This window comes from Streptomyces sp. NPDC056161 (genome assembly GCF_042268025.1).
In the GTDB taxonomy this organism is placed as follows: domain Bacteria; phylum Actinomycetota; class Actinomycetes; order Streptomycetales; family Streptomycetaceae; genus Streptomyces.
In genome coordinates, this window is the sequence record NZ_JBHJUV010000011.1 from 185,515 (window position 1) to 197,409 (window position 11,895).

Genomic DNA, 11,895 nt, shown 5'->3' on the forward strand with positions numbered 1-11,895 from the left:
GTGACAGCCCATCAGGAGGTAGTGGCGTGAGCGAAGGCAGATCCGGCTCCGGCGCACCCACGGTCCTGCGCATGATCCTCGGCCGCAGGCTCCAGGACATGCGGCTGACCGCCGGAGCCTCGTTGGACGACGCGGCCAAGGCGCTGCGTGTCACGTCACTGACGATCCGGCGGCTGGAGAAGGCCGAAGTCGCCCTGAAACCGCTCTACGTCGAGAAACTGCTGGAGACCTACGGGGCCGAACCCCAGGAGATCGACGAGTTCGTCGCCCTGGCCGAACGGGCCAACGAGCCCGGCTGGTGGCACGCCTACCGCGACGTGCTGCCCAACTGGTTCACGGCGTACGTGAGTCTGGAGACCGGCGCCAAGACCCTGCGCACCTACGAACCCCACTACGTCACGGGCCTGCTGCAGACACCTGTCTACGCGCGTGAAGTACTGCGTGGGGGTTTCCCCAACGGCAGCGAGGACGAGCTGGACCGCCGCGTCGACCTGCGGCTGCGCCGGCAGAGCCTGCTGACGGCGCCGAACGCCCCCACCATCTGGGTGGTCATGGAGGAAGCCGTACTGCACCGGGTGGTGGGCGGTCCGCAGGTGATGCGCGAGCAGATCGACCGGCTCCTGGAAGCCTCCGAACTCGGCCTCGTCAGCATCGACATCGTGCCCTTCTCCGCCGGTGCACACGTCGGTGCGTGCGCGCCCTTCACCTACTTCCGGTTCCAGGAACCGGAACTGCCCGACATCGTCTACACCGAGATCCTCTCCGGCTCGATGTACCTGGACCAGCGCGAAGACGTGGTCGCCCACCTGGAGGCGCACACCCGCATGTCGCTGCTGACCTCGTCCGAGGACAGCAAGGTGCTCTTGAACCGCATGCGCAAGGAGTACTCATGACCACCCCCACCACCCCCATCAACAGAACTGTCTACAACGGGATGCCGGCCTCGGAGCTGGGCGAGCAGGGCTGGGAGCGCCCGTGGAGCGGGCCCAACGGCGGTCAATGCGTGGAGACGAAGCAACTCTCGGACGGCCGGGTGGCCGTCCGTCAGTCGACCGACCCGGCCGGACCGGCGCTGATCTACACGCCAGAGGAGATCAGCGCCTTCGTCCGCGGGGTCAAACAAGGCATGGCCGACCACCTGACGGTCGGCTGAACCGGCCTGCCGGTACGCCGACGCACACTCCGAAAGGGACAGCATGACCAACATCCACGCGGGCCGGGACCTGGACACCAGCAGGCCGCACTCGGCCCGCATGTACGACTACTACCTCGGTGGCAAGGACCACTTCCCGGTCGACAAGAAGGCCGCCGCGACCGTCGCGGACCTCTACCCCGGAATCTTCGCGTGCGCCGGGGAGAACCGGAAGTTCATGCACCGGGCGACCCGGACCCTCGCCCAGGAGTACGGCATCCGGCAGTGGCTCGACATCGGCACGGGCATCCCCACGGAGCCCAACCTGCACCAGGTCGCCCAGTCCGTGGCCCCCGAGGCCAGGGTGGTCTACGCCGACAACGACCCGCTCGTCCTCAAGTACGCCGAGCGCCTGATGCGCAGCACGGCGCAGGGCCGCACCGCCTACATCGAGGCGGACGCCACCGACCCGAAGTCCCTGCTCGCGGCCGTGGAAGGAGCCGACGTGCTGGACTTCGACCAGCCGATCGCCCTGTCCCTGAACGCGCTGATGCACTTCGTCACCGACGACATGGACCCGTACGGCATGGTGGCCGGCTACCTCGAAGCCCTCCCCTCGGGGAGTGCGCTGGCCCTGAGTCACGTCACATCCGATTTCGACCCGGACGTCTGGGTGAAGGTCATCGACCTGTACGTCACGTCGGGGACCCCGGCGCAGACGCGCTCGAAGGAGGAGGTCGCCCGCTTCTTCGGCGCGCTCGACCTGATCGAGCCGGGCATCGCGCTCGCCCACCGCTGGCGGCGGCCCGCCGACGAGGACGCGGACGCCGCAGGGGAGCCCACGGACGCCGAGGTCAGCATGTTCGTGGGCGTGGGCATCAAGCCGTAGCCGGGCACCGTGGAAGTGCCAGGGCGTCGTCGCCGGATCCGGGGCCGGGTGGCTCGGCGGGCCGTTGTCGGTGGGCCGCGTTACTGTGCGGCCAAGTGACCACGGACACGCGTGCAGGAGGTTCTCATGGCCTCGCGCCTCAACCCCTACCTCAGTTTCAGCGGCGACGCCCGGCAGGCGATGGAGTTCTACCGGGACGTCTTCGGCGGCACCCTGACCGTCAGCACGTACGGTGAATCCGGGGAGCCGGACGCCCCGGGCGCCGACCGGATCATGCACGCCCTGTTGGAGACCCCGAGCGGTTTCACCCTGATGGGAGCCGATGCGCCGGCCGGGCTCGCGCACACCCACGGCAACAACTTCTCGGTGAGCCTGAGCGGCGACGACGACACCGAGTTGCGTGGCTACTGGGAGAAACTGTCCGCAGGCGGCATCGTGTCCCTGCCGCTGGAGAAGCAGGCGTGGGGTGACGAGTTCGGCATGTGCACGGACCGCTTCGGCATCCCGTGGATGGTCGACATCGCGCAGCCGCGGGGCTGACCCGGCCCCGGCGCGGCCGTCCGCCGACCCGTTCGGCGCGCGCGATCGGCCCGGAGCTGGTGTGCTGGAACTCGGGGGCGTCGCACTCGTTCCTGGAGAGACACATGAGCAGCTACAAAGTCGCGCAGGTATCCACCCAGGGCGGACCGTTCGAGATCGCCGAGCGGGAGATGTCGCAGCCGGGACCCGGACACGTCCGGATCGCCGTGGAAGCCTGCGGTGTCTGCCACAGCGACGCGTTCTTCGTGAACGCCGGTGTGCCCGGTGTCCGGTTCCCGGTGGTTCCCGGACACGAGATCGCCGGGCGCATCGAGGCCCTGGGCGAGGGCGCACGGGAAATGGGCTGGCAGTTGGGCGACCGCGTCGCGGTGGGCTGGTTCGGCGGCAGCTGCGGCCACTGCACGCCCTGCCGGCAGGGCGACTTCATCGTGTGCGAGAACCTGAAGGTCCCCGGGTGGACCTACGACGGAGGCTTCGCCGAGGAGGTGATCGCCCCGGTCGACGCCCTGGCCAGGATCCCCGGCGGACTCGACGCGACCGACGCAGGACCGATGGCCTGCGCCGGCGTGACCACGTTCAACGGGCTGCGGCGCAGTTCCGCCCGGCCCGGTGACACGGTCGCCGTGCTCGGCATCGGCGGCCTCGGCCACCTCGCGGTGAAGTACGCCGTCGCCATGGGTTTCGAGACCGTGGCCATCGCCCGCGGCGCGGAGAAGGCCGACCTCGCCAAGCAGCTCGGCGCCCACCACTACGTCGACAGCACGTCGGGCACGCCCGTCGCCGACGCGCTCCGCTCGCTCGGCGGGGTGAAGGTCCTGCTCGCCACCGCCGGGAACTCCGCCGCGGTCACCGAGACCGTGGAAGGGCTCACGCACCGTGGTGAGCTGGTGGTCATCGGGGCGGCCAACGAACCCCTCGGGATCACCCCGGCCCAGCTGCTGATGTCCGGCCTGGTGGTCCGCGGCCATCCGTCGGGCACCGCGCAGGACGTGGCGGACACCATGGCGTTCAGCATGCTGCACGGCATCCGTCCGATGACCGAGATCGTGCCGCTGGACCAGGCGGGCGAGGCGTACCAGAAGATGCTCTCCGGCGGAGCGCGCTTCCGGATGGTGCTCACCACGACCTGACGTGGGACGTCCGCCGCCGGACGCCGTGGCGGCGGACGTCCGCGGTCTGATGGCCTCCCGGCGGCGGGCACCCGGGGCGGTCGGGCGGCGTCAGCCCGTGAGATCCGAACCGGCGGTGGGCCGGGCGCCGTTCCCGGGGCGCCGCGTTGGGGCATCCCGCCCGCCCGCACCGCGCAGCTCACGCCACTCCGGCCGCAGCGCGGTCAGATTCGTGGTGAGGAAGTAGGCGGACCCGCCCACGAGCAGCACCGGCACCAGCCCGGCAAAGGCCACCGCCGCCCCGGCGATCAGCCCGCCGAGCGGAATACCCGCCCAGGCCAGCGAGTCGCCGAGCGCGTTCACCCGGCCCAGCATGCGGCGCGGCACCCGTTCGAGGAGAACGGCCCCCAGCACCGGGTTGACGAAGCCCACGCCGAACCCGCTGACGGCGAACACGGCCAGCACCGTACCGAAGGGCGCACCCGAGGCGAGGGCCAGGAACCTCGGTGCCCCGGCCAGCAGGAATCCGATGAAGAACACCGCGCGGCGCGGCAGCCGGTGCCCGGCCAGCGCGGCGATCAGGCTTCCCGCGACCGCCGCCGCCCCCGAGACGCTGCCCAGCAGGCCGATCGCGCCGGCCCCGCCGCCCGACTCCTTGGCCCAGACCGGCAGCAGCACCGAGCTGAACCCGGCATCCAGCAGATTGGTCACACCCACCATGGCCACGACGGTGAGCAGCAGCGGCTCCCCGCGCAGGAAGGCCAGGCCCTCGCCGAACCGCCGCCAGTAGCCCGCTTCCGCCGCCCCGGCCCGCGACGGGGCCTTTTCGGCCGGCCGCCCCAGGCCACGGGGCAACGCCAGCCCCACGATCAGCGAACCCAGCGCGAAGCCGGCCGCGTTGACCAGGAGCCCCGGCAACGGGCCGACCAGGGCCACCAGGGCGCCGCCGGCGGCCGGGCCGACGGTGCCGCCAGCCGTTCCGTCACGCCCGTCAGACCCGTGGCCCGCTCCAGCGGGATCCCGCCGCGTTCGGCCGCCTCCGGCACCATGACCTCCTTGGCCAGGTCACCGGGCCCGCGGGCCGCGCCGATCACCGCTACCAGGGCCAGCAGCAGCGGATAGGACAGCAGGTCGACGGCGTACAGGACGGGGACCGCGGTGGCGGCGGTGGCGCTGACCAGATCGGTGGTCCAGGAGACGGCGCGCGGGCCTGCCCGGTCGACCAGCGGCCCGGTGAACGCCTTGACCAGCACGTACGGGGTCATCTCGCAGAAGGCGACCAGTCCGGTCCGGGTGGCGCTGCCGGTCGTGACGAGCACGAACCAGGGCAGGGCCACGGCGGACACCCGGGTCCCGGTCAGGGACACGGCCATAGCCGCCAGCACCCCGTCGAACGGTCGTGACGAGCGCTGCGCCGGTGTCCCGCCGCCGCTCCCCGCGCCGTTGCCCGTCACCGTGTCGGGTCCTCGGCGGAGGCGGGCGTGTCCAGCTCGGGCAGGACCTGCACGATGACGCTGACCCGCGCCGCGCCCTCGGCGGCGCGCGCGTCGGACTCCGGTGCGTCGCCGTCGTAGCGGGCGATCACGGCCCACAACTCCTCCCGCAGCGCGACGGCTTCGTCGGGCGTCAGCCGCAGTGCCCGGTCGCTCAGGTCGACGGCGCTCCGCCAGGGACGGGGCATCGTCTCCAGTTCGTTGAGCGTCTGCTGGGTGCGCAGGGTGTACGTCGCGGCGACGGATTGCAGATAGGTGAGCGCGGCCTCCGGCTCCTGCTCGACCAGGTCCAGGATGCTCATCTCGGTCATCCGGTGTACCGAACGCCACCAGCGTTCGCGGGCGTTGCCGCGTTCCGTGTCCTCCACGACGAATCCGGCCGCGCCGAGCCGGCGCAGATGGTAGCTGGCCGTCCCGGAGTTCACGCCCAGCCGTTCGGCGAGGCGGGTGGCCGTCGACGGGCCGTACCTCCGCAGCAGCCCGAGCAACCGCAGTCGCACCGGGTGGGCCAGGGCACGCAGCCCCTTGGCGTCCAGGACGGCCGAGTCCGCCGTGGCGGACTGGTCGTCCGGCCTTTTCTCCGTGTCCGTCATGCCGGCATTCTAGACCGCAAACAGTTCTTCGCAAAGAGGTGTTCGCAAAGAGGTGTTCGCGAAGGACTCTTCGCAAAACGGTGTCGGGGAAAGGCCGTTGACTGAGTCCGGTTCGCTGGAGCGGCCTTCGTGCCGAAGCCGTTCGGTCACCAGCCGGTCAGCAGAAGGTGGTTGAGAAGGAGCGCGAGCACCGCCTGGGCGGCGAGCCAGACACGCGGGCGGTCGAGGAACGCGCAGGACGCGAGCAGCCACATCGCGAAGGGCAGCCAGATGCGTTCCGTCTCGGCCTTGCTCATCCCGGACAGGTCGGCGGCCAGCAGCGCGAGCAGGGCGGCGGCCACGAGCAGCGCGAGGCGGGCGGCCACCGGGCCGCCGGTGCCGTCCGGGTCACCGCTGCCGTCCGGGTCGGCCGGGCCGGACGGCCGTGACAGGGCCGCGCCGCGCAGCCGGGCGAGCGTCGATCCGGCCCGTGCGAGACCCGCGGCCGTGGCCAGACCCGTGATGATCACCGTGCCGGCGAGATCGGCCCACACCCAGTAGCCGTACGGGCGGGTGCCGCCCACGCCCTGGTAGTAGCGGGTGACCAGCAGGTGGTACGCCTCCCACCAGTCGAACCCGGCGAGCGTGAACGCCAGCGGTGTCACCGCCAGCCCGGCGACCAGCGGGGCGAGCAGCACGGGCCGCTCGCGTATCCGGCGCCGGCCCAGCACCAGCACCGCCGCCCCGATCACCGCGAACAGCGTGAGTCCGTACGAGAGATAGCAGGTCAGTCCGAACAGCAGCCCGGAGCCCGCTGCCGCCCACAGCGACCCGCGCGTGACGGCCAGGGCGAGGAGCGCCACCGCCCAGGCGGCGACGGCCGCGAAGTACGCGTCGGCCGAGGTGCCGAGCCACACGGCGGCCGGAGCCAGTACCAGGAACGGCGCCGCCCGGCGGGCCGACCGCTCGTCGGCCAGCGCGCGTACGGCGACCAGGACGGCCACGCAGGCCGTCGCGCCGGTGGTGATGCACCAGACGCCCGCCCAGGCCCCGCCGTGCAGCCCGATCCGGTCCAGCAGCACGAAGGTGAGCGGGGCCGCCGGGGGATGGCCGGCGACATGGGCGGGCCAGGGCTGCGGGGAACCGGCCACGATGTGGTGGGTGAAGTCCCGCAGGGCGTCAGGGATGTTCTGGAAGCGTCCGATGACCCGCAGGTACTCCTCCCGTGTGGTGAGCCGGCCGGCGACGCCCCGCCGCCAGCCGTCGACCAGCGCGAGCGACCAGATCCAGGCCATGGCCGCCCCCCAGGCCGTGATGAGCAGGGCCCGCCAGGGCAGGCGGGCCGCCAGCGCGGGCCCGTAGGCCACACCGGCCGCCGCCAGGACGACGGCCGCGGGGGTGCCGGGGCCCACGTGCGGCTGCCAGGTCGCGAACAACGGGGGCCAGTTGACGAACAGGGTGTGGTGGGCGTTCTGGATGTGCCGGCCGACCAGGGCGGCGACCAGGACGAGCAGGGCGGCGGCCACGACGGCGCACAGGTCGCGGAGCGGAGTACGAGTCACAGCGAAACGCTAGGCACCCGAACGGCCGGCTCGGCCTCCCGCACGGCGGACGTCAGCGTTTCGTCATGGATCACGCACCCGTCTCCGTGCGGTCGCGGCCCGCGGTCCGCGCGGGCCCGTGCAACGGCTCCGTGCGGCGCCGGACTTGTGGCACGACCGCCGCGCGGCACCCGGTTCACCTCGGCGTCCGGCCGGGCCATGTGGTCGGCCGTGGTCGGCCGTGCCGAAGCCGTTCACCCTGCCGCCGGTCCGCCCGCCCAGGCCCCGGGGCGGACCTGCCCGTTCCCGGCCCGGTTCCCGTCCGCCACCGGGCGCGACGCGTCGGCCGGCGGACCGTAAAACGGGGACGGCTACCCGGCCCGCTGGCTGCTGATCACGGCCCTGCCGTGCGCGGGCTCCGCGGCGGGGCCGGTGGCGCGGCGGCGCAGGGCCGCGAAACAGCGGCGGCCCTCGGCCCACTGACCCACGGCGCGCCAGCCGGTGCTCCGCGCGTACCGGAGCAGGGCGGGCGTGCCCAGCCGAGCCCAGGGGAACGGGCTGCCCGCCGGGCCGTCCGGGCCGCTGCTGTGCACGACCTGCACCCGGATCCGTTCGTCGATGTCGAACGGCGCGGTCTCGACCACCAGCAGCCCGCCCGTCGCGGTCAGCCGGGCCAGCCGCAGGAGCAACTCCCGGGGGTCGCCGCCGATGCCGATGTTGCCGTCCATGAGCAGCAGGGTGTCCCACCGGCCCTCCCCGGGGACCCGTTCGAACACCGAGCGGCACAGCGCCTGGCCGCCCCTGCGCACGGTGTGCCGGACGGCGGCCTCACTGATGTCGATGCCCAGGGCCGGCCGGCCGCGCGCGGCGAGTGCCGCCACCAGCCGTCCCGGCCCGCACCCCACGTCGAGCACCGCGCCCTCGCAGCGCTCCAGCACCGCGAGGTCGACGGCGTCGGCCGCGGCGCACCAGCGTTCCACCTCCAGCGGCAGCAGCCAGCCGTCGCCGCGCCGCAGGAACAGCGGGCCGCGGCCGGTGCGCAGCGCGTCCGCGTAGGGGTCGTCGGCGCCCCATGGCGCGGCGGCGACGGAAGCGGCGGCGCCGGACGCGGCGGTCATCGGCCGATGCCCGTGCCGAGCCGGGCGAGCCGCGCGGCGAACCGGCCGCGCGGGGCCGCCGCGGCGACCGAACGGGCGTCGGCCGCGGTGTCCACGTCGCGCAGCCGGGGCAGATCGCGCACCCGCAGGCCGGCGGCGACCAGCCGGGCCCGCTGGATCGCGCCCGTCTCGGCCGTCGACATGGGGACGCCCCGCAGCAGCTCCGGATCCGGGACCGCCAGCCCCAGCGCCCAGAAGCCGCCGTCCTCGGCCGGTCCGAAGTAGGCGTCGCACCCGGCGAAGTCCACCGTGAGCAGCGCCGGTGTCACCTGCGGGGTGTCCATGCCGATCAGCAGGGCCGGTCCGCCGCAGCCGGCGAAGGCGTCCGCCAGCCGCTCGTCCAGGCCGCCCCCGCACTGCGGTACGACGTCGAAGCCGGGCGGCAGCCAGGGGCCGGGCGAGCCGTCCAGGACGAGGACCCGGCGGGCGGCCGGCGCGTCCGCCACGGCCGCCAGCGTGTCGGCGAGCGCGGCCTCGGCGAGTTCGGCCGCCTGTCGGGGCGTGAACGGCGGGGTGAGCCGGGTCTTCACCCGGCCCGGACGGGGCTCCTTGGCGATGACGAGCAGGGTGGGCGCCGAGTCGGTCATCGGGGCGTGCCACCTCCCGCGGCGGGCACCGCCGGCGCGGCCAGCACCTGGCGCATGTCGCGGACCGCGTGCCAGGTGCCGCGCCAGGTCCCGGTCACCTTCGAGACGCCGGTGCGCGGCAGATAGGGGACGTCGTGCTCGGTGACGCGCCAGCCCGCGTCCGCCGCCCGCACCACCATCTCCAGCGGATAGCCGCTGCGCCGGTCGGTGAGGCCGAGGGCGAGCAGCGGCGCGCGGCGGGCGGCCCGCAGCGGGCCGAGGTCGTGCAGGCGCAGCCCGGTGCGGCGGCGCAGCAGCCGGGCGAGCGCGAGATTGCCCGCGCGGGCGTGGGCCGGCCAGGCGCCCCGGCCGCGCGGCCGGCGCCGGCCGAGCACCAGGTCGGCCCGGCCCGCGCGGACCTCGCGGACGAACGGCACCAGCAGCGCGGGGTCGAGCGAACCGTCGCAGTCGCAGAAACACACGATGTCGGCGGTGGCGGCCAGCAGCCCGGCGTGGCAGGCCGCGCCGAAGCCGCGGCGCCGCTCGTGCACGACGGTCGCACCGAGACCGCCGGCCACCTCAGCCGAGCCGTCGGTGGAGCCGTTGTCGACGACAAGGGCGCGCCAGCCGGCCGGGATCCGGCCGATCACCCAGGGCAGGGCCGCGGCCTCGTCCAGACAGGGGAGGACCACATCGACCGCCGGGGTCGTGGGAGAGATCGTCACGGCACTCACCCTACGAGCACGAAATGGACATATCGGGCTTCGGTTCCTTACGAAACACGGACGTCGCGCCCGCCGTCCGGGCCGGGAGGCGACGTGCGCACAGGCCCGGTGCGAGGCTGGACGCATGCAGCAGCCGCACGAACCCGAGGACGCCCAGCCACCTGGACAGCCGCGCCCCGGCGGCGCCCGGGTCCTGGTCGTCGAGGACGACCCCACCGTCGCCGAGGTCGTCACCGGATACCTGGACCGCGCCGGGCACGCCGTGGACCGGGCCGAGGACGGACCGACGGCGCTGGCCCGAGCGTCCGCGCACTGGCCCGACCTGGTCGTCCTGGACCTGATGCTGCCCGGCATGGACGGCCTTGAGGTGTGCCGCCGGCTGCGCGGCCGGGCGCCGGTCCCGGTCATCATGCTCACCGCGCGCGGCGACGAGGACGACCGCATCCTCGGCCTTGAGGTCGGTGCCGACGACTACGTCACCAAACCCTTCAGCCCCCGCGAACTCGTCCTGCGCGTCGAGTCGGTGCTGCGCCGCACCCGGCCCCGCGTGGACCTGAGCCCGTTGGCCGCGGCGGGCCTCTCCGTCGACCCGGCGGCCCGGCGCGCCGCCAAGGACGGCGACGAACTCGCCCTCACGCTGCGCGAGTTCGACCTGCTGGCCTTCTTCCTGCGCCATCCGGGACAGGCGTTCAGCCGTACCGACCTGATGCGCGAGGTGTGGGGCTGGGACTTCGGTGACCTGTCCACCGTCACCGTGCACGTGCGCCGGCTGCGCGGCAAGGTCGAGGACGACCCGGCCCGGCCGCAGCTGATCCGGACCGTATGGGGCGTCGGCTACCGGTTCGACCCCGAGGGGGAGGCGGAGCTGCCGTGAACGACACCCTGCTCATGGCCCTGTACGCGTTCCTGGGCGCCGGTGCGACCGGTCTGGTCGGGGCCGGCGTGCTGCGGCTGATCCGGCGGCGGTCGCTGACCGCCTCGCTCACCGTGGTCGCCGCGGTGGCCGTGGTCGCGATGCTCGCGGGCACGCTCGCCGTCGCGTGGGCGATGTTCCTGTCGTCCCACGATCTGAGCGTGGTGACCACGGTCGTCGCGATGGCCGCCGTGGTCTCCCTGGCCACCGCGCTGCTGCTGGGCCGCTGGGTGGTCGCCCGCAGCCGGGCGCTCACCCAGGCCGCCCGCTCCTTCGGCGACGGCGGCCACTTCGCCGCACCGGCCGGCCCGGCCACCGCCGAACTCGACCAGCTCAGCCGGGAGTTGGCGGCGACCAGCGCCCGGCTGGCGAAGTCCCGCGAGCGCGAGCGCGCCCTGGAGTCCTCCCGGCGCGAACTCGTCGCGTGGATCTCGCACGACCTGCGCACCCCGCTCGCCGGGCTGCGCGCCATGGCGGAGGCCCTGGAGGACGGGGTGGCCGCAGACCCGGACCGCTATCTGAAGCAGATCCGCGCCGAGGTCGAACGCCTCAACGAGATGGTGGGCGACCTGTTCGAACTCTCCCGGATCCACGCCGGCGCGCTCGCCCTGGCCACGTCCCGGGTCTCGCTGTACGACCTGGTGGGCGACGCCCTCGCGGGCGCCGACCCGCTCGCCCGCGAACACGGTGTGCGCCTGGTCGGCGACCGGGTGGAGCCCGTACCGGTCGAGGTGGACGGCAAGGAGATGAGCCGGGTCCTCGGCAACCTCCTCGTCAACGCGATCCGCCGCACCCCCGCCGACGGCACGGTCGCGGTGGCCGCCGAACGGTCGTCCGAGGGCGTGGTGGTGTCGGTGACCGACGGCTGCGGGGGCATCCCGGAGGAGGACCTGACGCGTGTCTTCGACACCGGTTGGCGCGGTACGCACGCCCGGACCCCGCCCGCCGGCGCGGGCCTCGGACTAGCCATCGTGCGCGGCATCGTGGAGGCCCACCAAGGACGCGCGAGCGTGCGCAACATCCCCGGTGGCTGCTGCTTCGAGGTGACCCTGCCCGCTTTCGAGCCGGAGGGATGAGCACCGGGGGCCGGCCCCCCCGCTCCCCTCTGCGGCGAGGCACCCCGGGGAGCGTGCGGCCGGTGCTCACGCCCCGGGTCGGTCGGGTTTCCAGCAGCGGAGTCGTACGGGGCCGGGCGGGTGGCCCGCCGGGCGTGACCGGGGGCCGGCCGCCGCGCGCCGCCGCGGCCGGTCCGGCACCG

General features: G+C 73.8%; 12 protein-coding genes and 1 pseudogene. 7 read left to right on the plus strand and 6 right to left on the minus strand.

What is annotated here, in order from left to right:
• The first annotated feature begins 26 nt into the window (after nt 1-26).
• From ACFC09_RS13180 to ACFC09_RS13200, 5 genes are all read left to right on the plus strand, one after another.
• Nucleotides 27-893, plus strand: coding sequence for a helix-turn-helix domain-containing protein (locus tag ACFC09_RS13180; protein ID WP_376526745.1), 867 nt, complete (start codon nt 27-29; stop codon nt 891-893).
• Complete coding sequence (locus ACFC09_RS13185; protein ID WP_376526747.1) at nt 890-1,153, plus strand: DUF397 domain-containing protein; 264 nt, start codon at nt 890-892, stop codon at nt 1,151-1,153. Before ACFC09_RS13180 ends, ACFC09_RS13185 begins: the two co-directional genes overlap by 4 nt.
• A gap of 43 nt (nt 1,154-1,196) precedes the next feature.
• Nucleotides 1,197-2,021, plus strand: coding sequence for an SAM-dependent methyltransferase (locus tag ACFC09_RS13190; RefSeq protein ID WP_376526750.1), 825 nt, complete (start codon nt 1,197-1,199; stop codon nt 2,019-2,021).
• 126 nt (nt 2,022-2,147) lie between these two features.
• Entirely contained in the window at nt 2,148-2,561 is a 414-nt protein-coding gene (locus ACFC09_RS13195; RefSeq protein WP_376526753.1) for a VOC family protein, read from the plus strand.
• Nucleotides 2,562-2,665: 104 nt separating this feature from the next.
• Complete coding sequence (locus tag ACFC09_RS13200) at nt 2,666-3,691, plus strand: alcohol dehydrogenase (RefSeq protein WP_376526755.1); 1,026 nt, start codon at nt 2,666-2,668, stop codon at nt 3,689-3,691.
• 90 nt (nt 3,692-3,781) lie between these two features.
• Here the strand turns inward: ACFC09_RS13200 and ACFC09_RS13205 are convergent.
• From ACFC09_RS13205 to ACFC09_RS13230, 6 genes and pseudogenes are all read right to left on the minus strand, one after another.
• Nucleotides 3,782-5,124, minus strand: a pseudogene (locus ACFC09_RS13205) (MFS transporter).
• Nucleotides 5,121-5,756 (minus strand): helix-turn-helix domain-containing protein, encoded by a 636-nt coding sequence (locus ACFC09_RS13210; protein WP_376526757.1) that lies wholly within the window; start codon nt 5,754-5,756, stop codon nt 5,121-5,123. Before ACFC09_RS13210 ends, ACFC09_RS13205 begins: the two are co-directional and overlap by 4 nt.
• Before the next feature lie 146 nt (nt 5,757-5,902).
• Complete coding sequence (locus ACFC09_RS13215; RefSeq protein ID WP_376526760.1) at nt 5,903-7,297, minus strand: hypothetical protein; 1,395 nt, start codon at nt 7,295-7,297, stop codon at nt 5,903-5,905.
• Between the two features lie 350 nt (nt 7,298-7,647).
• Complete coding sequence (locus ACFC09_RS13220) at nt 7,648-8,394, minus strand: class I SAM-dependent methyltransferase (protein WP_376526763.1); 747 nt, start codon at nt 8,392-8,394, stop codon at nt 7,648-7,650.
• Nucleotides 8,391-9,020, minus strand: a complete 630-nt coding sequence (locus tag ACFC09_RS13225) for a DUF2064 domain-containing protein (RefSeq protein WP_376526766.1) — start codon at nt 9,018-9,020, stop codon at nt 8,391-8,393. Before ACFC09_RS13225 ends, ACFC09_RS13220 begins: the two co-directional genes overlap by 4 nt.
• Nucleotides 9,017-9,733, minus strand: coding sequence for a glycosyltransferase family 2 protein (locus tag ACFC09_RS13230; RefSeq protein WP_376526769.1), 717 nt, complete (start codon nt 9,731-9,733; stop codon nt 9,017-9,019). Before ACFC09_RS13230 ends, ACFC09_RS13225 begins: the two co-directional genes overlap by 4 nt.
• Nucleotides 9,734-9,848: 115 nt before the next feature.
• Here ACFC09_RS13230 and ACFC09_RS13235 point away from each other — a divergent pair, with 115 nt between their 5' ends.
• The gene (locus ACFC09_RS13235; protein ID WP_376526772.1) at nt 9,849-10,598 is read left to right on the plus strand and encodes a response regulator transcription factor; all 750 of its coding nucleotides are present in this window, start codon (nt 9,849-9,851) and stop codon (nt 10,596-10,598) included.
• On the plus strand, nt 10,595-11,713 hold the full coding sequence (locus tag ACFC09_RS13240) for a sensor histidine kinase (RefSeq protein WP_376526775.1): 1,119 nt from the start codon (nt 10,595-10,597) through the stop codon (nt 11,711-11,713). The genes ACFC09_RS13235 and ACFC09_RS13240 overlap by 4 nt, the downstream gene beginning before the upstream one ends.
• The last annotated feature ends 182 nt before the right edge of the window (nt 11,714-11,895 follow it).